17 protein-coding genes are annotated in these 21,615 nt (G+C 75.8%); 4 read left to right on the top strand and 13 right to left on the bottom strand.

All coding sequences use genetic code 11. The features are described from left to right. Positions 1–9 precede the first annotated feature (9 nt). Complete coding sequence (locus ABZ493_RS04115) at positions 10–1,188, bottom strand: SLC13 family permease (RefSeq protein WP_430580907.1); 1,179 nt, start codon at positions 1,186–1,188, stop codon at positions 10–12. A 68-nt stretch (positions 1,189–1,256) separates the two neighbouring features. Here ABZ493_RS04115 and ABZ493_RS04110 point away from each other — a divergent pair, with 68 nt between their 5' ends. Continuing rightward, positions 1,257–1,841 (top strand): hypothetical protein, encoded by a 585-nt coding sequence (locus ABZ493_RS04110; RefSeq protein WP_430580906.1) that lies wholly within the window; start codon positions 1,257–1,259, stop codon positions 1,839–1,841. Positions 1,842–1,984: 143 nt separating this feature from the next. On the opposite strand, the gene ABZ493_RS04105 is transcribed toward ABZ493_RS04110, so the two are convergent. The 8 genes from ABZ493_RS04105 to ABZ493_RS04070 form a co-directional block, all read right to left on the bottom strand. Continuing rightward, positions 1,985–2,242 carry a hypothetical protein gene (locus ABZ493_RS04105; RefSeq protein ID WP_430580905.1) on the bottom strand — a complete coding sequence of 86 codons (258 nt, stop codon included), beginning with the start codon at positions 2,240–2,242 and terminating at the stop codon, positions 1,985–1,987. 9 nt (positions 2,243–2,251) lie between these two features. After that, entirely contained in the window at positions 2,252–5,587 is a 3,336-nt protein-coding gene (locus ABZ493_RS04100) for an AAA family ATPase (protein WP_430580904.1), read from the bottom strand. A gap of 85 nt (positions 5,588–5,672) precedes the next feature. Further along, positions 5,673–8,570: a VCBS repeat-containing protein gene (locus ABZ493_RS04095; protein ID WP_430580903.1), complete on the bottom strand. Its 2,898-nt coding sequence runs from the start codon at positions 8,568–8,570 to the stop codon at positions 5,673–5,675. Positions 8,571–8,572: 2 nt separating this feature from the next. Then, entirely contained in the window at positions 8,573–11,107 is a 2,535-nt protein-coding gene (locus tag ABZ493_RS04090) for a S8 family serine peptidase (RefSeq protein ID WP_430580902.1), read from the bottom strand. A 99-nt stretch (positions 11,108–11,206) separates the two neighbouring features. Next, a complete protein-coding gene (locus ABZ493_RS04085) occupies positions 11,207–11,656 on the bottom strand; it encodes a universal stress protein (protein WP_430580901.1) in 450 nt (149 codons plus the stop codon). Then, positions 11,653–13,215 (bottom strand): tripartite tricarboxylate transporter permease, encoded by a 1,563-nt coding sequence (locus ABZ493_RS04080; RefSeq protein WP_430580900.1) that lies wholly within the window; start codon positions 13,213–13,215, stop codon positions 11,653–11,655. The genes ABZ493_RS04085 and ABZ493_RS04080 overlap by 4 nt, the downstream gene beginning before the upstream one ends. 7 nt (positions 13,216–13,222) lie before the next feature. Then, on the bottom strand, positions 13,223–13,768 hold the full coding sequence (locus tag ABZ493_RS04075) for a tripartite tricarboxylate transporter TctB family protein (RefSeq protein WP_430580899.1): 546 nt from the start codon (positions 13,766–13,768) through the stop codon (positions 13,223–13,225). Next, a complete protein-coding gene (locus ABZ493_RS04070; protein ID WP_430580898.1) occupies positions 13,765–14,832 on the bottom strand; it encodes a tripartite tricarboxylate transporter substrate-binding protein in 1,068 nt (355 codons plus the stop codon). Before ABZ493_RS04070 ends, ABZ493_RS04075 begins: the two co-directional genes overlap by 4 nt. Before the next feature lie 51 nt (positions 14,833–14,883). On the opposite strand from ABZ493_RS04070, the gene ABZ493_RS04065 reads away from it, so the two are divergent. After that, complete coding sequence (locus ABZ493_RS04065) at positions 14,884–16,587, top strand: ATP-binding protein (RefSeq protein WP_430580897.1); 1,704 nt, start codon at positions 14,884–14,886, stop codon at positions 16,585–16,587. Beyond that, the gene (locus ABZ493_RS04060) at positions 16,584–17,279 is read left to right on the top strand and encodes a response regulator (protein ID WP_430580896.1); all 696 of its coding nucleotides are present in this window, start codon (positions 16,584–16,586) and stop codon (positions 17,277–17,279) included. Before ABZ493_RS04065 ends, ABZ493_RS04060 begins: the two co-directional genes overlap by 4 nt. 33 nt (positions 17,280–17,312) lie before the next feature. Here ABZ493_RS04060 and ABZ493_RS04055 read toward each other — a convergent pair whose 3' ends face one another. The 3 genes from ABZ493_RS04055 to ABZ493_RS04045 are packed head-to-tail and all read right to left on the bottom strand — an operon-like array spanning position 17,313 to position 19,883. Beyond that, positions 17,313–18,320 (bottom strand): hypothetical protein, encoded by a 1,008-nt coding sequence (locus ABZ493_RS04055; RefSeq protein WP_430580895.1) that lies wholly within the window; start codon positions 18,318–18,320, stop codon positions 17,313–17,315. After that, positions 18,320–18,940 (bottom strand): RNA polymerase sigma factor, encoded by a 621-nt coding sequence (locus ABZ493_RS04050; protein ID WP_430580894.1) that lies wholly within the window; start codon positions 18,938–18,940, stop codon positions 18,320–18,322. Before ABZ493_RS04050 ends, ABZ493_RS04055 begins: the two co-directional genes overlap by 1 nt. Positions 18,941–18,992: 52 nt before the next feature. Further along, on the bottom strand, positions 18,993–19,883 hold the full coding sequence (locus tag ABZ493_RS04045; RefSeq protein WP_430580893.1) for a LysR family transcriptional regulator: 891 nt from the start codon (positions 19,881–19,883) through the stop codon (positions 18,993–18,995). 72 nt (positions 19,884–19,955) lie between these two features. Here ABZ493_RS04045 and ABZ493_RS04040 point away from each other — a divergent pair, with 72 nt between their 5' ends. Beyond that, complete coding sequence (locus ABZ493_RS04040; protein ID WP_430580892.1) at positions 19,956–21,212, top strand: MFS transporter; 1,257 nt, start codon at positions 19,956–19,958, stop codon at positions 21,210–21,212. On the opposite strand, the gene ABZ493_RS04035 is transcribed toward ABZ493_RS04040, so the two are convergent. Further along, positions 21,202–21,585 carry a helix-turn-helix domain-containing protein gene (locus ABZ493_RS04035; RefSeq protein WP_430580891.1) on the bottom strand — a complete coding sequence of 128 codons (384 nt, stop codon included), beginning with the start codon at positions 21,583–21,585 and terminating at the stop codon, positions 21,202–21,204. The genes ABZ493_RS04040 and ABZ493_RS04035 overlap by 11 nt on opposite strands. Between the last annotated feature and the right edge of the window lie 30 nt (positions 21,586–21,615).

Here is a 21,615-nt window from a genome sequence, read left to right as displayed (position 1 = left end):
GGCGGCGGCTCAGCCCGCCGCCGCCAGGGCGAGGACGCCGGCGGCGACGGCGAGCGGCGCGACGACGGCGCCCTGCAGCACGACACGGCGCAGCAGGCCCGCGGGCGCGGAGAACGTGTGCCGGCGGTACTGCTGCAGCCACAGCAGGGTGGCGAGCGACGCCCACGGCGTGATCAGGGGGCCGGCGTTGACGCCGACGAGCAGCGCCGCCAGCCGGGCGTCGTCGCCCGTGACGGTGGGGGCGAGCGCCAGGTAGGCGGGCAGGTTGTTCACCACGTTCGCCGACGCCGCGCCGACGGCGGCGACCTGGGCGAGCCCGCCGGCGTCCCCGCCCGTGCCCACGAGCGGGCCGAGCAGGTCCGTGAGCCCGTGCGCGTGCCAGGTGCCGACGACGGCGAACAGGCCGGCGGTGACCACGACCGTGCGCCACGGCACCAGCTCGCGCACCGGGACGAGCAGCGGCACCCGGCGCCACGCCGTCGCCGCCCCGAGCGCGACGACGGCGCCGAGCGCCACGGGCAGCACGGGCAGCCCGGCCGCGAAGCCGACGCCCATGAGGACGACGACGCCCCCGGCCACCCCGAGGAGCACCGGGTCGGCGGGCCGGCGGCGGTCCGGCACGGCGAACGTGCCGCGCAGCGCCGGTGCGTGCAGCACCGCGAGCGCGGCGAGCGCGACGACGAGCACCGCGGCGGCGGGCGCCGCCATGACCCCGAGGTACCCGGCGTCGAACGACGACGCGGCCATGAGGTTGGTGAGGTTGGACACGGGCAGCAGCAGCGACGCCGTGTTCGCGAGCGCCAGGACGGTGAGCGCGAGGGGGAGCGGGTCGCGGCCGGCACGCCGCGCGACGGCGACGACGGCCGGCGTCAGCAGCACGGCGGTGGTGTCGAGGGACAGGACGACGGTGCAGAGGGTCGCGACGGCGGCCACGAGGAGCCAGAGCGTCACGGCCCGTCCGCGGGCGAGCCGGGCGGCGCCGTCCGCGACGGCGTCGAACAGGCCGGCGCCCGCGCAGAGCTCTGCGACGATCGTGAGCAGCACGACGAAACCCAGCACGGGCCCGGTGAGCGCGGCGAGCGAGCGGGCCTCGTCGGCGGGCAGCGCCCCCGACAGCGGCAGGACGACGACGAGCAGGAGCGCCGGGACCCACAGGGGCGGCAGGAGCCGTCGCGCGGGGCGTGTCACGGGCCGAGCGTAGACGTCGGATCGAATATCGGAGGTAGTGATCGGGCCTCTGCCGGCAACTGAGGGGTATGAGCACCCGTCGTCGACGCCCGGGGGACGCCTCCGCGGCCGTGGTCTTTGCCCTGGTGGCGCTCGGCTGCGCCACCGTCTGGGTGGTGTGGCTCGGCGTACTGATGCTCACCGACGCCTCGGGATCGCAGGCGGCCGGCTGGGTGCTGGTGGTCGGCGGGGTGGCGGTCCTGGTCGCCGACGGGCTGCTGGTGGCGTCGCTGCTGCGCGGCCCGACGCGCATCGTCGCGCACGACCCGTCCGGCACGCGCTGGTCGTTGCGCGGGGCGCCGCTGCCGGTGCGCCTGGCCACGTCGGACCCGCTCGAGCCGGGCTCGCGGGGAGCGGCCCTCGCCGCCCAGGTCGTGCGCGCCGCCACTCACCCCGACACCGCCGGCCGCGTCGACAAGACGCGCGCCGTCCTGGTGCTGCGGCAGATCCTCGAGGTCGCGCAGGGTCCGGACGGGCCCGGCGGTCCCGGCGGCGACGCCGACTGGGCGCGGGTGCGCGCGGCGGTCGTGGACCTGACCCTGCGGGCGTCTGACCACCCGCCGCACCCGGTCACGCTGCTGCCGTGGGAGGAGCACCTCGCCGCGCCGCAGTGAGGAGACCGCACGAGCTGCCCGCGGCGTCCGTCCGGCCTGATCAGGGGCTCGCCGGGCGGGCGCCGCCGGCGCCGGTCAGCGCCTCCGCGACGAGGCGGTCGGGTACCGCCGGAACTCCCGCGACGCGAGCCGGTCGAGGTCGCTCATCGCCGGCCGGCCAGCAACGCTCGGACCGGGGGTTCGCCCTCGCCCCGTAGCCACCACTTCCTCGACCGCGAGCTGTCCTGCTCGCCCCCGGCCTTGACCACGAGCGTCCGCCCGCCGGAGGTCACGCGGAGCACCGTCGTCTCCACCAGCCCCCAGCTCATGTCCGCCTCCACGGCCAGGTCCGGCAGCCACGAGGTCAGCACGTCGCGCTGGCGGGCGGCGAGCGAGGTGAGCGCCGGAGGGGTGGCGGGCATCGCGCCAGGCTACCGACCGGCGTCGACCGTCCGGCGGGCCTCCGCGGCCGCAGCCGCGCCCGCCGGGTACGGCAGCGCCCGAGCCAGGGCCTCGGCCCGGCCGAGCACCGCCTCCGCGCGGGCGGCGTCGCCGAGCCGGTGGAGCGCGACGGCCTGTGCCACCTGGGCGTCGACCTCCGCGAGCCGCTCCCCGGCGCCCCGCGCGCGGTCGGTCTCGGTCGCTGCGAGGCCGAGTGCGCGGTGGGGGTCGCCGGCGCCGAGCGCGCACCAGGCGGCGAGCACGGGCGCCGGCTCGTCGTCGTCCTCGAGGGCCCGCAGCGCGTCCGCGGGGCGCCCCTCGCGCAGGGCGAGCTCCGCGAGGGCGGTGCTCGCCTCGTGCAGGGCCTGCCGGTCGGCGAGCGCCCGGGCGGACGCCGCCGCCCGCTCGAGCAGGCTCCTGGCCTCGGCCGGTCGGCGGGACACGGACAGGACCCGACCGAGGACGGCGAGCGCGTACGGGAGGATCCACTCCGCCTCGCCCTCGGCGCCGGCCACCGCCTCCTCGGCCAGGCCGCGGGCGGTGTCGACCTCGTCGAGGAGCAGGTGGAGCTCGGCGAGGTTGGCGCGCTCGAACGCCGCGGAGACGGGGTCGCCGGACTGTGCGACCAGGTCGAGCGCGCGGTGACCGATCGCGACCGACTCGTCGAGGCGGCCGGCGCGCCGGGCGTTCTCGCGCTGCGACGAGAGGATGTTGCCGAGGAGGGTCGGGTCGCCGTACGCCTCGGCGTGGGGGAGGGCCGTGTCCGCGGCCTCGCCCGCCTCGCGGATGCGCCCCGACTTCCCGAGGTTCGTCGCGCGCAGGGCGTAGGCGCGGGCGAGAAGGCCGGCGCGGGCCGACTCCGGCACGCGGTCGACGACCAGCAGCGCACGGTCCACCGCGGCGACGCCGTCCTCGTGGCGCCCGAGGCGGCTCAGCAGGGTGGCCCACGCGAGGTGGTGGGCGGCGGCCTGCTCCGGGGACGTGCGGGGTTCCACGGGGTGGCGTCGCAGCACCTCGACCGCGCCGCCCTGGTCGCCGGTCCGCGCGAGCATCTCGGCGAGCCGGGCCGCGGCGAACACCGTCGCGTCGTGGTCGCCGCGCCGGTCGAGCTCGGCGAGAGCCGGCCGCAGCACGGCCACCGCCTCCTCGAACTGCCCCATGCGGCGCAGCACCTGGCCGTGGTCGAGACGCGCCCGGGCGGCGTCGACGTCGAGCCGGGCCACGAGGTCGCGGTAGTAGCGGTCGGCGGAGTCGTTCGCGTACAGGGCGGCGGCGCGCTCGGCGGCACGGCGCAGGTACTCGGCGGCCCGCGGGTCGTCCGTGCGAGCGAAGTGCGACGCCAGGACGTCCACGGCCTCGGGCCGGCGGCGCAGCACGGTCTGCGCGAACGCCGCGTGCAGCCGTCGGCGCCGGACGGCGCTGAGCCGGTCGTAGCAGGTGAGCCGCACCAGCGGGTGGCGGAAGGCCAGCCCCGTCTCGGCGCGCCCGTCGACGACGACCACGCGCTCCTCGACGAGGGACGCCGCCAGGGCGCGCTCCACCGCGTCCGCCGCCGCGGGGCCCGTGAGCGGCGGGTGCAGGCCGGCGGCGGCGACGTCGAGCAGCTCGGTGAGCGCGGCGTCGCCGCCCGCCGCGGACAGGGCCTCGACGACCCGGCGGGCGTCGGCGTCGAGCCGCCCCAGACGCTCGTCGACGAGCTGGCGGACCCCGAGGGGCGCGACGTCGTCCTCCGTCTCCCGGCCCGCCGGGTCCGCGATGCCCCGGGCGAGCTCGGCGGCGAACAGCGGGTTGCCCAGGGACAGCTCCCACACCCGCCCCAGACGGTCCGCGGGCGCGGCGCCGATCCCGCCGGCGGCGTCCGCCCCCACTGCGAGGCACGCGTCGCGGCCGAGGCGCCCGACCTCCTCGGCCGCGGTGAGGCCGGCACGTCCCAGGGCCGTCAGCCCCACCCGCCGCGGGTCGCCCTCGGCCAGCTCCTCCCACCGCAGCGTCACGAAGAAGCGCAGCGGGATGCCGGCGCGGGCGGCCCGCCGTGCGAGGTGGCCGAGCAGCTGGAACGACCCCGCGTCGGCGGCGTGCAGGTCGTCCAGCACGACGACGACGGGCCGCGCGGCGGCGAGGTCGCCGAGCAGCGCCGCGGTGCCGCGGAACAGCCGGTCGCGCTCCTCCTCCGGGCTGCGGCCGCCGGCGTCCGCGCGGCCCAGCGACGGGAGGAACGCCGCCAGCTCGGGGTGCTCCGCCCCGACCCGGGCGCGGGAGCCGGCGCTCTGCTCGGCCAGCCAGCCGTCGAGCGCCTCCGCGAACGCCCCGTAGGGCGTGTGCCCCTCGGCGTCGTGCCCGCCGCCCCACAGCACGGCGGCGCCGTCCGCGGCCGCCCGGCGGGCGACCTCGGCGACGAGCCGCGTCTTGCCCACTCCCGCCTCGCCCGAGAGGAGGCGTACCGGCGGGCCGTCCTCCGCGAGCAGCCGCGCGAGCTCGGCCTCCCGGCCCCGCAGCGGCGCCGCGGCCGGCGCGCGCAACGGTGCGGGCAGGGTCGAGCCGGCGTCGGCGCCACCGGGGGAGGCGTCGAGCGCGAGCCGGTGCAGGCGCTCCGTCTCCGGGCCGGGCCGGATGCCGAGCTCGGCGTCGAGGGCCTCGCGGCACGCGTGGTACTGGTACACCGCCCGTCGTCGCAGGCCCTGGCGCAGGAACGCCTCGATGAGGACCCGGTGGGCCAGCTCCTCGGCAGGGCTGTCGGCCAGCACGGCCTCGGCCACCGCGACCGCCCGCGCGACGTCGCTCGCCGCGAGGTGGGCGGCCGCGAGCGCGAGCCGCACCTGCTCGTGCAGCGCGGCGAGCCGGTCGCGGCGGGGCTGCGCCCAGGTCGCGTACCTGTCCTCCGGCAGCAGCTCGCCGGTGAACAGGTCCAGCGCGGCGGAGAGGTCGTCCGGGGTGCCGGCGGCGAGCGCCGCGACGGCCGCGGCCTCGGCGTGGTCGGCGTCGATCCACACCGTGGCCGGGTCGAGCCGCAGCAGGACCCCGTCCGCCACCAGGTACGACGACGCGGCGCGGGGCGCGAGCTCCGGCTCGAGGGCGTGGCGCGCCGCGTGCAGCGCCACCCGCAGGCTGCCCACCTGGGCCGGCCCGTCGGCGTCGGGCCAGCAGACGTCCATCGCCTCCTCGCGGTGCAGCCGACGGTCCGGCGACACGGCGAGCAGCTTCACGAGCGTGCGGGCGCTGGGACGCGGCCACCGCTCAGGGAGGTCCGGGCCGCCGTCGCGCGTGACACGGAAGCCGCCCAGCAGGTGCAACCGCAGCAGCGGCGGCGTGGGCGTCCGGGCGATCATGTCCCGGAACTGTAATCCAGCACGACGAGGACCCCCCGGCCGGAGCGGCCGAGGGGTCCTGGTGCGTGGCGGGCTCGGCCGCCGGTCAGGACAGCGTGTACGCCGTCAGCTGGTGGATGGCGTCGTCCAGGGACAGGATCCCCCCGCCCAGGAGCTCCGCGGTCCGGTTGACCCCGAGGCGGTCGAAGTTGAGCGAGAGCACGTCGTCGACGCCGTCGGCGTCGAGGTCGGCCGCGAGGTACGCGCGGCCGCCCATCGCCACGGCGCTGCCGATGCTGGACTGCCACAGCCCGCCGTTGGTGAGCTGGGACGGGTCGTAGGCGGAGACCCCCGCCTCGGTGCCGCCCACGACCAACTTGCGGCCGGCCGGCCCGGTGATGAACTGGGCGCTGCGCAGCGGCGCCAGCGTGGAGCTCTGGGTGATCTGCCCGTCGTCCCCCGGGTAGCCGCGGAACACGCCGTTGGAGATCGAGTACAGCGGGCCGCCCTCGTCGTCGACGAAGAAGTGCCCGAACGACCACGGGCTGCTCTTGGTGGAGTCCTGGAGGACGAGCTCGCCGGTGCGTCCGTCGCGGATCTCGACCGTGACGGACGGGCTGGCGGTGGTGGCGTCGCCGGCGGTGGTGGGGTCGGTCAGGGCGATCCACGTGAAGGCGACGCCGTGCCCGTCCGCGTACGGGACCAGCGGCGAGGCGAACACCCCGTGGTCGAGCAGCGCGCCGTGCAGCGTGCCGTCCACCGCGCGGGCCGGTGCCTCGGGCGCGACGTGCCAGCGCGCCTCGCCGGTCGCGCCGTCGAGCGCCACCGCGCCGACGACGGGGGCGTCGTCGGTGAACGCGCCCTCGGTCGTGTACTGGGCGTACACGGCTCCGCGGTCCACCTGGACGTCGCCGAAGACGACGTCGGTGCGGTCCGTCGGCGCGGCGTAGGTCCACCGGACCCGGCCGCGGGCGTCGTAGGCGCGCACGGCGTCGGTGGGCACGACGACCTCGTCCTTGCCGTCGCCGTCCAGGTCGTCCACGGTCACGGAGCGGACGTAGGCGCCGGCGCCGTCGATCGTCGTCAGGACGGTGCCCGTGGCGCCGTCGAGGACGACGGTCGCGGTGTCGGCGGCGACGACGACCTCGGGCCGGCCGTCCCCGTTGACGTCACCCGTGGTGACGTCGTGGACCTCACCGGCGACGGTGGCGTGCCACAGCTCCTTCGGCGCGCCCTCGACGAGCGAGGTGCCCTTCCAGGCCCACACCCCGTGCGACGACCCGGCGGCGACGACGTCGTCCTTGCCGTCCGCGTCGAGGTCCACGGTGGCGCCGTCGTACAGGTCGCCCTGGAGCGGCGTCAGGTCGGCGGCCTTGCCGTTGCCGACCCGGTACGTGCGGACGTTCTGCGCCTGGTCGATCACGCGGACGTAGTCCGTGCCGCCCTTGCTGTAGGCCTCCTGGAGCATCGGCGACGCATCGGTGCCCTGCTGGCGCCACTTGAGCTTGCCCGTGCCGGTGTACGCGCTGAGCATGCCGTAGCGCAGCCCGCTGACGTTGTCGGCGGTGGTGATGTCACGGTCGTCCTGCGAGGTGGCGAGCACCAGGCCGCCGGCGACGTCCAGGCCCCAGACGCTCGGCCCGTGGTGGTCGTTGGCCGGGTCCCGCTTGATCGATGCCGTCCACTGCACCTCGGCGCCGTCCTTGCCGCTGAGCACGCGGATCGTGCTGGCGTTGACGAAGAGGTTCGCGTCGAGGGTCGACTCGCTGATCACGTACTCCGCGCCGCCGCCGGTCGCGGCGTCGCCGATCGTCATGGCCGTGGGCAGCGCGTTGACGCGCGTGCTCAGCACGGACTGCTCGCCGTCGGCGAGGTCGTAGGACACGACCTCGTACGTCACCGCGTCCGAGACGTCGGCCTGCTCCAGGGCCACCACGCGCCCCCGGGCGGCGTCGACGTGGAGCTGGCGGCCGTAGAGCCCGGAACCCTGCTGCCAGGCGACCGAGCCGTCGGCGACGTCGAGCGCCACGGTGGTGCCGTGCGGGGTCACCGTGTCCGTCTTGCGCTGGTTCCAGGATGCCGCGACCCGGCCGTCGCCGAGGTCCTCGACCGCGCCCCAGCTGACGTCGCCGGTCTGTCCGGTGTCGTAGGTCCAGGTCGAGGACGGCGTGATCGTGCCGTCGCCGCCGGCGGCGAACCGGATCCCGGTGAGGGTGGCCGTCTCGCTCGCAGGGGCGTACTGGTTGCTGCGGGGCGCGTTCGCCACGAGCAGCGTGCCGCCCGTGACCTTGACCATCGCGGCGTACGAGTACACCTTCGACCACGCCGTCGCGCCGGTCGTCCCGTCCAGCACCGTGACGACCGTCCCGGCGGTCATGGTCGTGCCGGGGATCTTCACGCCGACGCCGGGGTTCATGCCGACCGAGGCCGAGAAGACGAGGTCCGGCACACCGTCGCCGGTGAGGTCTCCCTCGTCGTAGCCCGAGTCCGAGGTGGGCGAGAACGGGCTGACGGCGTCGTACCCCATGACGACCCGTGTCGGGTACGTCTCCTTGTCCCACGGACGCAGCGGCGTGATGCCCCAGCCCGCGTACAGGGAGGCGTTGTCCCGCTCCCAGAGCGTGGTCCCGTCCGGCGCGTGGAGCTGCACGTTGCCGAGGGCGTGGACGCTGAAGTACTTCTGCCCGGCCGCGGGCACGGTGGCCCCGAGGCCGCGCACGCCCTCGACGGCGGACTTCTTCGTGAACGTGACCCGGGTGGTCGGGTCGGTGCCGTCCTGGACGGCGGCTCCTGCCGTCCCGTCGTCCGGGGCCGCGGCGTCGTCGGCTCCGGCGGACACGTCGACGCCCATGTCCTCGGCCAACCGGTCGGCCTGGGCGTCGGTGAGCGTCAGGACGCCGTCGTCGTCGGTCGCGAGGGCCTGCGGCGCGACCGCGAGGACGAGCCCGGTCGCGACCAGGGCGGAGGCGAGCCTCGCCGCCGTCGGGGTGTGATGGGTGCGCATGGTCAGTCTCCCTGTGCGATGCGGATCGCCGAGCCGTCCGTGAGGACGGGCTGGCCGAACGAGTACTGGAGGGCGTCCGAGCCGGCCTGGTCCTCGATGCCGACGGTGGCCGAGGCGCCCGCGCCGGGCACGGTCTGGTACTGGAACGTCACGTCGCCGGACGCCTCGTCGAACAGGACCTCGAAGGTGACCCGGCTGTCGTCCGAGACGAGCTTCGCCTTGTTCCACACGACGGCGAAGGTGCGCTTGCCCGCCTTGCCCTTGACGGCCGTCTGCACGCTGGACCTCTTGTCCAGGGTCAGGTCGTCCCAGAACGGGGCGACGATGCCGTTGGGTGCGGCGGCCTCCGGCAGGGCCGTGTTCTCGTAGTCGCCGAGGCGCGGCGCGAGGAAGTTGACCAGGCCGTTCGTCGTGACGGACGCGCTGGAGTAGTCGACGCCGTACAGGCTGACCCAGAACGGCAGCGAGATCGTCGCCGCGTCCTCGTCGCCGCTCAGCGCGACCGTGTCCGTGCCCTTGACCCAGGAGTAGTCCGCGGGGGTGCAGCTGTTGCCGTACACGTCGGAGCGCGCCGGGAGCTGGACGGTGCGGGTCTCGAGCCCGTCGACGGTGAGGTCGGTGCGGGAGTCGCCGTTGCAGAGCACGGGGTCGGCCGGCTCGACGGTCAGCGCGTAGTCGCCCTCGGCCACGGCCGGGACGGAGAACGTGCCGTCGGCCCCGGTGGTGACCGCGTCCAGCGGCGTGCCGGCGAGCTCCACGGTGGCGCCGGCGAGGGGCGCCCCGGTGACGTCGAGCACGGTGCCGGTGACCGGGTGGCTGGCCGTCGCGACGAGGTCGACGTTCTTCGTCGCCGTGGCGCTCACGGCGAGCTCGACGCCCGTGATCGTCTTCGGTGCGTACCCGTAGCCGCTGAGGGCGAGGTCGTAGGTGCCCGCCGCCAGGGTGAGGCGGTAGGAGCCGTCGACCCCGGTGAGGACGGTGCGCGCGCCGGTGGTGCCGTTGGTCGCCGTGACGGTGACGCCACGCAGCGGGGCGCCCGAGGCCTCGTCCTTGACGGTGCCGGTGAGCGTCGCGGCCGTGTGCGGCGCCAGGTCGACCGACGCGAGGATGTCGAGCTTGCCCTCGCCCCACACGTTGTTCATGCCGGCGGTGCCGCCGCAGTGGGTGTCGTCGACGTCGCGCGCGCCCTCGTCCAGCAGGGCGCGGGTGGCGTCGATGTCGCCGATGAGCGACGGGGCCGCGGCCCACAGCAGCGCGACGGCGCCTGCGACGTGCGGCGTCGCCATCGACGTGCCGTTCTCGGCGAGGTACGACGAGCCGGGCCACGTGGAGCGGACGTTCACGCCCGGGGCGGAGATGTTCGGCTTGGCCGAGCCGTCGACGAGCGACGGCCCGAAGCCGGAGAAGTCCGCGATCGTGCCGGTCGCGTCGTACGCGCCGACGCCGTAGGCCGGGGCGAGCGCCCCCGGGGCCTCCGTCGTGGAGCAGGTCGCGCCGTCGCCGGAGTTGCCGGCGGCGAACGCCTCGAAGATCCCGGCGGAGTTCCAGGCCTCGATGATCTCCTGGTAGAAGGCGGTCTGGCCGCCGCCCCACGAGTTGTTGACGATGTTCGGCGCCAGGTCGGGGCGCGGGTTCTTGCCCTCCGCGTCCGTCGGGGCGAGGATCCACTGCCCCGCCTTGAGCAGCGAGGTGTCCGAGCACGACTTCGCCTCGCAGCCCTTGGCGGCGATCCACGTCGCGTCCGGGGCCACGCCGATGCCGTTCTTCGCGACCATCGTGCCCATCGTGTGGGTGCCGTGCCCGTTGTTGTCGCAGGGGGCGGCGTCGGTGCAGGTGCCCGTCGGGTCGTAGAAGTTGTAGTCGTGCGTGAACGTGCCGTCGCCGTTGTTGCCGCGGTAGTTCGCCACGAGGTCCGGGTGGTCGTACTGGACGCCGGAGTCGACGTTGGCGATGACGATGCCCTCGCCGCGGTCGTCGTAGTCCGCCCACACGTCGTCGGCGTTGATGTCGGCGACGCCCCACTCGGGGGTGCCGTCCTCGGCGAGCGCCGTCGTGACCTCGCCCGCGGGCGTCGCCTCGGTCTCGTCGAGGTGGTACGTCTGCTCCTTGACGACCGTCGCGACGTCGGAGCGCTTCGCCAGCGCGGCGACGAGGTCCGCGTCGCCGGTGACCTGGACGGTGTTCGCGATCCAGAAGTCCTCGTGCCCGACCTTCTGGGAGTCCAGGTAGGCCGTGAGGGACTTCTGGCTCGCCGCGGCGTGCGCGCGCAGCTCCGTGTAGGTGGCCTTCGCACGGGCGGCGTGCGACCGCTTCGCGCGCGGGGCGGACAGGGTGGCCTGGTCCTTGAGGACGACGAAGAAGGTGGCGTCCTTGCCACCCTTCAGGGCGCTCGAGAGCGCGGCGTCGACCTTCGGGCCGTCGGTGTCCGTGGTCGTGGTGGCCACGGCGGTCAGGGGGCTGGTCAGCAGGGCGGCCGCGGCGAGCGTGGCCGCCACCCAGGTGGCGCGTCGGCGCCGGGGCGGTCGGGGCAGGGGCATCGGTGTGCGCTCCTCGAGGGCAGGTGCAGGGTGTCCTGCACGCTAAGGAGGCGCCGTTACTGAGCCATTACCGGTGCCGCGGCTCGCGCGCGACGGGGATCAGGCGGGCTGCTCCCCGGGCTTCACGGCGAGCACGGGGCACGCGGCGGTGAGCAGGATGCGCTGCGCGACGGAGCCCATGAGCAGCTTGCCGACGGGGCTGCGGTGCCGCAGGCCCACGACGACGAGGCGCGCGGACAGCTCCGCGGCGACGTCGAGCACCTGCTCCGCGACGTCGCGCCCCATCTCCTGCCGCACGACGTGCGGCAGCCCGGTGCCCCGCAGGCGCTCGGCGAGGTCGGCGAGCCCGGCGGGGGCGGCGAACCGCTCGTCCACGAGGGCGTCGCCGCGGGTGCCGTTGACCACGGCGACTCCGCGCCCGCCCGCGGCGGCACCCTCGGCGGCCCAGGCGATCGCGTGCTCCAGCGCGGCGTCGCCGAACTCGTCGGGCGTCCACGCCACCACGACCCAGCCGCCGGCCGGGGGCGGGGTCTGCTCCTGCTCGCTCATCGCGTGCTCCCTTCCAGCTCGGTCTCGGCCTCCGCGACGATCCGCGACTCGGTCCTGTTCCGCCACCGCGACAGCAGCGGCCGCGTCAGCAGCACCAGCGCCAGCACCGCGTAGATGGCGATGGCCAGGGGTTCGCTCCACAAGATGGCGGGGTCGCCGCCGGAGATGGTGAGCGCCTCGCGCAGCTTGGTCTCCATGAGCGGCCCGAGGATGACGCCGAGGATCAGCGGCAGCACGGGCAGCCCGAACCGCCGCATCGCCATCCCGAGCAGGCCGAACACCAGCAGCAGGGCGATGTCGAACGGGTCGAGGTTGGTGGCGTAGGCGCCGAGGCAGGCGAAGAACAGGATGCCCGCGTACAGCTGGGGCCGCGGGATGCGCAGCAGCCGCGCCCACAGCGGCGCGAGCGGCAGGTTGAGCACCAGCAGCAGCAGGTTGCCGATGAGCAGGCTGGCGAGCAGCGTCCACACCATGTCCGCGTGCTCGGTCATGAGCTGCGGGCCGGGCTGGATGCCGTACCCCTGCAGCGCGGACAGCATCACGGACGCGGTCGCCGTCACGGGCAGGCCGAGCGCCAGCATCGGCACGAGCATGCCCGCGGCCGATGCGTTGTTCGCGGCCTCCGGGCCGGCGACGCCCTCGATGGCGCCCCGGCCGAACTCGTCCTTCGCGTCCGCCCGCCGCTTGGCCACGCCGCGCTTCGCCAGGCTGCGCTCGGTGACGAACGACAGGAACGTCGGCAGCTCGGCGCCGCCGGCGGGCAGCGCGCCGAACGGGAACCCGTACGCCGTGCCGCGCAGCCACGGCTTCCAGGAGCGCTTCAGGTCCGCGCGGCCCAGCCACGGCTGCCCGACCGGCACGACCCGCGCGGGCTTGCGGCGTAGGTGCGCCGCGACCCACAGGGCCTCGCCGAGGGCGAAGATGCCGACGGCCACGACCACGATGTCGAGGCGGTCCACGAGCTGGGGGACGCCGAACGTGAGGCGCGGCTGCCCGGTGTTGAGGTCCAGCCCCACCAGGCCGATCGTCAGGCCGACGAACAGCGACATGAGGCCGCGCAGCGGGCTGGCCCCCAGCACGGTCGCGGTCATGACCAGCGCCAGCACCATGAGGGCGAAGTACGACGGCGCGCCGATCTCGACGGCGACGTCGGCCAGCGCGGGCGCGAACATCGCGACCAGCAGCGTGCCGATCGTGCCGGCGACGAACGACCCGACGGCGGCCGTCGCCAGCGCCTGCGCGCCCCGCCCGGCCCGCGCCATGAGGTTGCCCTCCAGCGCGGTCATCACCGACGCGGACTCGCCGGGCGTGTTGAGCAGGATCGACGTCGTCGACCCGCCGTACATGCCGCCGTAGTACAGCCCGGCGAACATGATGAACGCCTGCGTGGGCTCCAGCCCGAACGTCACGGGCAGCAGCAGCGCGATCGCCATCGCCGGCCCGATGCCGGGCAGCACGCCGACGAACGTGCCGAGCAGCACGCCCACCGCGGCGTACAGCAGGTTCATGGGGGTGAGGGCGGCGGCGAGGCCGTCCGCCAGCAGTCCGAGGTTGTCCATCAGAGCCTCACAGGATCCCGTCGAGGACGCCGGGGGTGAGCGGGATGCCCAGCCCGACGACGAAGCCGTACCAGCTGGCGACGGCGAGCACGAGGCCCACCAGCACGTCGCGGATCACCGTGCGGCTACCGAGCGCCCACGCGGAGCCGGCGAACAGGATCGCGCCGGCGAGGGCCCAGCCCAGCCAGCTCACGGTGGCGACGGTCAGCAGGATGACGCCGACCAGCTTCAGCACCGTGGGCCAGTCGGCGGGGGTGGTGACGTCGACGTCCTCGCCCGCCTCCGGCTCGGGGCGCGAGCCGCGTGCCGTCGCGACCGCCAGCAGCACGCTGGTCACCGCCAGCCCGGCGCCGATGACGAACGGGAAGATGCGCGGGCCCACGGGGTCGGCGAACCCGACCTCGAGGGTCGCGGCGTCGTAGACGGTGTACGCGCCGACCGCGAGCAGCACGGCCGCCAGCCCGTACTGGGCGGCGTCGACGCGCGGGGCGCCCGGGCCTCGTGGCTCCTCGCCGGCCGGCCCCGTGCCGGGGGTCTCCACCTCGGTGCTCACAGCAGGTTCAGCTCCTTCAGGGTGGTCGACACCCGCTCGTCCTGCTCGCGCAGGAACTGCTCGAAGTCGTCGCCGGTGGCGAAGGCGTCGGTCCAGCCGTTGTCGGCCAGGGCCTGCTCCCACTCGGGCGAGTCGTGCATGCGGGTGAGGTAGTCGATGAGCCGGTCGCGCGCCTCGTCGCTGATGCCGGGCGGGGCGACGACGCCGCGCCAGTTGGTGAAGACGAGGTCGATGCCGGACTCGGTGAGGGTCGGGACGTCGGCGAAGGCGTCGCCGGCGACGCGCTCCTCGCCGGAGACGGCGAGCACGCGCAGCTCGCCCGCCTCGATCTGCCCCTCGAACTCGGCGAGGCCGGAGAACCCGACCTGGATCTTGTGCCCCAGCAGGGCGCTGGTCAGCGGGCCGCCGCCGTCGTAGGACACGTACCGCACGTCCTTCGGGTCGACGCCGGTCGCCTTGGCGAGCTGCATGGGGAACAGGTGGTCGGGGCCGCCGGGTGACGACCCGCCGCCCACCACGACCGACCCGGGGTCCTCCTCCCACGCGGCGACCAGGTCGTCGACGGTCTCGAACGGCGAGTCCGCGGGGACCAGCACCCCCTCCTGCTCCTCGATGAGCTGGGCGATGGGGGTCGCGTCGTGCGGGCGGGCGTCCACGCCGAACGAGTACGTCGAGCCGACCACGCCGAGCCCGAGCGTCATCATGAGCCGCTCGTTGCCGGCCTCGCCCATGAGCCGCGACATGGCGACCGAGCCGCCCGCGCCCAGGATGTTCGTGACCTGGATGTCGCCGCCGGTGATGTCGTCGCGGTCCAGCACGCCGACGGCGGCTCGGCCGGTCTGGTCGTAGCCGCCACCGGGGCTGTTGGGGATCCACATGTCGAGGTCGGTCGAGTCGTCGCCGCGCGTGACGCCGCAGGCGGCGGAGGCCGCCACGAGGGTCGTGGCGAGGGCGGCGGCGACGGCGGTGCGCAGGCCGCGTCGTCGGCGGGATGTCGTCGTCGACACCGGGTACTCCAGACTGTCGGTGCTGCGGGGCGGCTGTGCCCCGGGTGAGATCGTCACAGGCGACCGTGGGGCGCGTCATCATTGGGCAACCAAAGGAGGTTGTGGAACTTGCGGTCACGAGGTTCGCGGGGCACCCGGCGGCACCTGACGCTCGGCGGTCAGGTGCTGGCGCTGCAGCTCGCCGTGCTGCTCGTGGTGGTCGCCGCGGCCGCCGTCGTCTTCCTCGGGCAGGCGGACGCCGCGTACCGGGACGACCGCGCGGACCGCCTCGAGGTGGCCGCGGAGGGACTGGCCGGCATCCCGGCGGTGCAGGCGACGCTCGCCGCCGACGCGCCCGACATGCAGGCGCTGGCGTTCTACCTGCAGACCCGCGCGGCCTTCGTCGACGCCCGCAACGCCTACGTCACCGACCTGGACGGCCGCATCGTCGTGGCGACGGACCCCACGCGCGCCGGGGAGCACCTCCCGCTGCCGGCCGACGCCGGCCAGGTCGCGGGGAGTGGCGACGTGGACGACGTCGACGGCCGGTCGATCGCCGCGTGGGTGCCGGTCTACGGGGGCGAGACGCCGCACCCCGTGGCCGTCGTCGTGCTGGCCGACCCGTACCCGCCGCTGACGGAGCGGCTCTCGGACGCCGGCGGTGACGTGCTCGTCGTGCTCGGCATCGGCACCGCGCTCGCGGCGGCCGGGTCGTGGCTGCTGGCGCGCCTGGTCAAGCGGCGCACGCGCGGCCTGGAGCCCGCGCAGATCGCGGCGCTGGCGGACCACCGCGAGGGCGTGCTGCGCTCGATCCGCGAGGGGGTCGTCGTCGTGGGCGACGACGGCGCCGTGAGCCTCATGAGCGACAGTGCGCGCGAGCTGCTGGGGATCCCCGCCGGCGCGCCCGACCCGACCGGGCGCCGCCTGGAGGACCTGGGCCTCGACGCCGCCGTCCTGGACCTGCTGCGCGGCACCGACGAGGTGCACGACGCCGTCCTCGTCGCGGGCGACACCGTGCTGGTGCTCAACCGCCGCCGCGTGCTGCACGACGGCCGCCCGGCCGGCACGGTGACCACGCTGCGCGACCGCACCGAGCTGCTCGCGCTGCAGAGCGAGCTGCACGCGCGCGAGAGCGTCACGGAGACGCTGCGCGCGCAGACGCACGAGTTCAGCAACCAGCTGCACACCGTCTCCGGGCTGATCGAGCTGGGGGAGTACGACGAGGTGGGGCGGTTCGTCGAGCGGATCACGCGGCGCCGGGCCGACCTCAGCGACGTCGTGACGACGCGGGTCGCCGACCCGGCGGTGGCGGCGCTGCTCATCGCCAAGGCGGCGCTCGCGGACGAGCGGCACGTGGAGCTCGTCGTCGACCCGGGCAGCGCGCTGCCGCGCCTCGACCCGGACCTGTCCGCGGACGTGGGCACCGTGCTCGGCAACCTCGTGGACAACGCCGTCGACGCCGCGGCGTGGGCCGCGGGCCCGGACGCGCACGGAGTCACGGGGCCGGCCATGGTGCGGGTGCGCCTGGCGCTGGACGGGCCCGCGCACGACGTCCTCGTCGAGGTCGCGGACACCGGTCGCGGCGTGCCGCCCGAGGAGGCGGACGCGATCTTCCGGCGCGGCTGGAGCACGAAGCCGCACGGCGCGACCGGCCGGGGCGTGGGCCTCGCGCTGGTGCACGTGCTGGCCCAGCGCCGCGGCGGGCAGGTGACGGTGCACAATGGCGGCGCTCGTGAGGGCGGCGGCGACCGCCAGGGGGCCGTGTTCATCGCACGCCTGCCGCAGGCCGTCACGGGCACCGGACGGACCGAGCAGGGGGTGCAGCAGGCGTGAGCCTCGACGTGCTGGTGGTGGAGGACGACTTCATGGTCGCGTCCATCCACCGCCGCTTCGTGGAACGGGTCCCGGGGTTCCGGGTGGTGGGGGAGGCGCACTCGGGCGCCGACGCCCTCGCCGCCGTCGAGGCCCTGCGCCCCGACCTCGTGCTGCTCGACGTGCACCTGCCCGACATGAGCGGCATCGAGGTGCTGCGCCGCCTGCGCGCCGCGGGCCACGACCTCGGCGTCATCGTCATCACCGCCGCCCGCGAGGCCGACACGGTGCGCGCCGCCGCGGCCGGCGGGGCGGCGCACTACCTCGTCAAGCCGTTCGCGTCCGAGGACCTCACGGCGCGCCTCCAGGAGTTCCGCCGCGCCCGCGCCGCGCTGGAGGGGCTGGACGACGACGGCGTCGCGGGCAGCCCGGCCGACATCCAGGCCGACATCGACGCGGTCTTCGCCCGCCCGCCGCAGGCGACGCCGCGCGAGCCCCTGCCCAAGGGCCTCAGCCAGGAGACGGCGGACGCCGTGCTCGCCGCGCTCGCGGACGGCGCGGAGCTCAGCGCCACCGAGTGCGCCGACGCCGTCGGCGTCAGCCGGGTCAGCGCCCGCCGCTACCTGGAGCACTTCGCGACGGCGGGGCGCGCCGCGGTGCGCCTCAACTACGGCACCGCGGGGCGCCCCGAGCGCCGCTACCGGCTGCGCTGAGCCGGCAGCGGCGCCACCGGGCGATCGGGTCGCTCAGGAGACCGAGCCCGGCCCATACACGAACGCCTCGGTCATGCCGCCCTCGACGAGGTCCACGCGGGCGCACGCGGCGCCGTCGTCGACCACCTCGGTCGTCGGCACCTCGTACTCCTCGTCCGCGTACACCTCGTCGACGACGGCACGGGCCTCGTCGAGCGGGACGCACTCGTCCACGATCCGTTCGCGCAGGGCGTCGATCGTCGGGTCGTCACCGGGGCCGTGGAGCTGCTCGAACGGGTCGTCGGACGCGAAGAGGACGATCTGCCGGTCCCCGGCGTGCACCTCGCCGTCGGAGCACGACGGCACGGCGCCGGGCTCGGCGTCGGGCGCCGGGTCGGACTCCGGCGTGACCACCGTCCAGTCCTGCAGGCCCAGCCGGTCGATCTCGCCCTCCGCCCAGGCGACGGCCTCGGGGACCGTGCGGCACCCGCTCCGGCCGCCGTCGACCGTGTCGGCCACGCTCCGCTGCAGCTCGACGACGCCGCCCTCGACCGCCCGCGTGCCCTCCAGGCGCTGTACGCCCTCGGGCACCTGGTCGGCGGGCGCGACGATCGTCTGGCCGTCCCACGCGAAGGCGACGGGGTCGTCGATCGGTGGCAGCCCCTCCGCGGCGAGAAGCGTGGTGCAGTCGGCGTACGGGTCGCCGGTGATCCACGAGCCGGCGGCGTCGAGGTTCAGCCCCTCGGCCGTGTCCTCGTCCCAGACGTGCACGCAGGTGACGCCCTCGCCGCTGGAGCCCTGGAACGCCTGGATCGCCGCGTACGCGACGCCGCCGCCGGTGAGGACGGCGGCCAGACCGATCGCCACCGCGCCGCGGCGCCCGAGCCGCCGGCGCCGGGGGAGCGGTCCGTCGGCGGTGGGGAGGGTCGGCGCCGTCGCGCCGTCGGTGCTCGTCATGGTGATCTCCTCGCGCAGGGCGGCGAACGCCGCCTCGTCGACGGCCTCGAGGTCCGCCCGGCGGGCGGGGTCCGCGGCGCCCAGCCGCTTCATCAGGTCGCTCATCAGGCCTCCTCGGTTCCGGGGCGGGCTGGTGCCCACCTGCTGATCACCTGTCCGGCCGCGTCGGTGCGTTGCTCTGCCGGCTCGGTGCGCCGCACGCGGGGGACGTCGTCCGACGCGGCGAGGGCGGCGAGCTGGTCGGCCAGCCGCCGCCGGGCGCGGTGCAGCCGGACGCGCACCGTGGCGCGGGAGACGCCGAGCACGAGGGCGATCTCGTCCCGTGCCAGCTCCTCCCAGGCGACCAGCCGCAGCAGCTCCTGGTCCTCGTCGCCGAGGCGCGCGAGCGCCCGCTCGACGTCGGTGACGTCGCCGTCACCGGGCGGCGCCACCGCCTCGACGACCTCGGCCCGCAGGCGGTCCGCGAGGGCGAGGCGGCGCCTCGTGCCCCGGTGGTGGTTCGCCAGGACGCGGCGCGCCACGCCGAACATCCATGGGCGCGCGTCGGTCCCGGAGGGAACGTCCTCGATGCGCCGCCAGGCGACGAGGAAGGCCTCGGCGACGACGTCGGCGGCGTCCGCGGGATCGGCGACGCGCCGCACCGCATAGGCGAGCAGCGCGCGGTGGGTGGCCTCGAAGAGCGCGGTGAAGCGCGCCTCGTGGTCGGGCGGTTCGGGGGCTGGCATCGGTGGCCCTTCGGCAGGGAGACGGTGACGACGGGGTCATGTCCGGCTCGGGTCAGAGCGTTGCGGGCTCTTTCGGTGACCGGTCGTCGCCCAGCACGCGCGCCGTGATGCGGGGCAGCGCGTCGGTCAGGGCCGCGGGCCGCGGGGTGCGGGTGACGAGCGTGACCCGCACCGTCCCGGGGACCGGCGACGGCACGACCCGGTCGCCCGGCGCGGCGTACCAGCGGGCGGTGAGCTCGGGCATGAGCGCGGGGCAGCCCAGCTCGCGCGCGATGCGGAGGGTGGCCTCGGTGGTGGGGCCGCGGCGCGGGACGGCGCCCAGCGCGGACAGCCGCCGGTGCGTGGCCTCGCCCGCCAGGTCGATGAGGCTGTACACGACCGTGCGGCCCGCGAACGGCCGGCTGCCCTCGGCGAGCGGGGCCGCGCCGTCGGGCAGCACGACGACGCGCGGCGACTCGCCCAGCGGTGTGCGCTGCAGGCCGCGCGGCACCACGATCTGCTCCGCGACGGTGACGATCGCGGCGTCCAGGGTGCCCTCGTGCACCTGCCGCACGAGGTTCGGTCCGTGGTCCACCTCCGGCAGGATCGTGACCTCGGGCAGCTCGAGCTCGACGGCGGTCAGCACCATCGGGCTGAGCGCCTGGATGGTGCCGACCGACAGGGTGGGCGCGGCGACGGCGGCGAGCACCTGGTCGGGCAGGGCGTCCAGCTCCGCGAGGAACCGCGCGGCCAGGCGCGCGAGCTCCCGGCCCGCCGGGGTGGGTCGGGCCCCGGTGGTGTCGCGGTCGAACAGGGGCGTGCCGAGGCGCCGCTCCAGCGTGGCCAGACGGCGGCTCGCGGACGGCTGCGCGACGAGCAGCTCGCGCGCAGCGGCGCCCACGGAGCCGTGCCGTGCGACCGCCTCGGCGAGCTGCAGGTCTTCCACGGTCAGACGAGAGGTCATGCCTCCAGCGTATGAGCGAGACGCCCGGGTCGCCGTCTACCGACGCCGCTGCTGGCCGCCGAAGATCGAGGCATGCGTCGTCCCCTCCTCATCCTCACCGCGATCACCTTCCTCACCTGGGTGGGTGCGCGGGTCACCGCCGTCGCGCTGCCGCTCGTCGCCCTCGCCGAGACGGGGGAGGCGTGGGCCACCGGCCTCGTGGGCGGCATGTCCGGGCTGCCGCTGCTGACGGTCGGCTGGTGGGGACGCGGCCTGCGCGAGCGGCTGGTGTCCGGGCGCGCCCTCGCCGTCGTCATGCTGGTGCAGGCCGCCGGCCTCGCGATCGTGCCGGTCGCGGCCCTCGTCGGCCACGTGGGCGCGGTGAGCCTGTGCGCATCGGGCCTGGTGACCGGCGTCGCCGGCGCGCTGCTCGGGCCCGCGGAGCGCGCCCTCGTCGCCGACCTCGCCGACGCCGGGCACGACGACGCCGGGCACGACGACGCCGACGGGACGGGCGGCACGGCCGCCCGCTGGCTCGCGTGGCAGGACCTCGCCCACCGGGTGTCGATGATCTTCGCGCCCCCGCTTGGCGCCTGGCTGGTCGTGGCGTGGGGCGCGGAACCCCTGCTGTGGTGCCAGGCCGCCGTCGTCCTCGTCGGGGCCGCGGCGATGCTGGGTGTCCCGCGGGCGGGCGCGCGCACGACCGGCCGGAGCGAGGCGGGGCCGACGCCGGTGCTCGCCGTCCTGCGCGCCCACCCGCAGGTCGCGGTGGGCGTCGTCGCGGCCGGCGTCGGCGGCCTGTGCTGGTTCGGCTTCACCCTCGGGCTGGCCGTGCTCGGCGTGGAGCACGGGATGCCGGGCGCGCTCGTCGCGGCCGGGATGAGCGGCTACGGCGCGACGTCGGTCCTGGCGTCGCTGGTGGCGCCGCTGGTCGTCGACCGGCTGCCGCGCCTCGCGACGGCGGTCGGGACGTGGGCGGTGCTCGGCCTGGCGTTCGCGGCGCTCCCGGCGGTGGTGCCGAGCCTGGCGGGCGTCGCGCTCGTGTCCGCCGTCGGCGGCCTGGCGACGCCGTTCGGGATCGCCGCGCTCAACGCGTTGATCAGCGAGCGGACCTCCGGGCCCGAGCGGCGGGCCGCGTTCACGGCGGAGACCGTGCTGCACTCGGGCGGCGCGTCGCTGGGGCTGCTCGTCGGCGGTGCGGTCATCGGATGGGTCGGGGCGGGGCCCGCGCTGGTCGCGACCGGCGTCGTGCAGGTCGCGGCCGCCGTCGTCGGGCTGCTGGCTGCCCGGACCCTCGGTGTCCGCGCGCGGGCGACGGCCGAGATGCCGGTCGCCGCCGTCAGCGGCTGAGGGGCGCCGCGTCCGGCTCGGGCTCGTCGAAGGCGGCGCGAGCCGTCTCGACGTCGGGCAGGACGGACGTGGACCAGGCCAGCAGGGCGTCGACGAGGTCCTGGAGCGTGCTGCCCAGCGCCGAGACGCGGTACTCGACGGCGACCGGGCGCGAGCTGAGGAGCGTCCGCTCGACCATGCCGTTGCGCTCGAGCCGCCGGAGCGTCGCGGTGAGCGACTTCTGGGTCACGGCGGGGACGCTGCGGCGCAGCTCGTTGAACCGTTGCGGACGCTCGCAGAGCGACTCGAGCACCTGCAGCGACCACTTGTCGAGCACCTGGTCGAGGAGCTCACGGTGGGCGGGCGTCAGGGCGGCGGGGGCGGTCTCGTGCACGACACCTAGTCTCGTTGAAGTGGCCTGAGG

Source organism: Isoptericola sp. NPDC019482 (assembly GCF_040632295.1).
In the GTDB taxonomy this organism is placed as follows: Bacteria; Actinomycetota; Actinomycetes; order Actinomycetales; family Cellulomonadaceae; genus Isoptericola.
The sequence above is the reverse complement of the archived record's forward strand: the minus strand, read 5'-3'. Positions and strand labels throughout refer to the sequence as shown.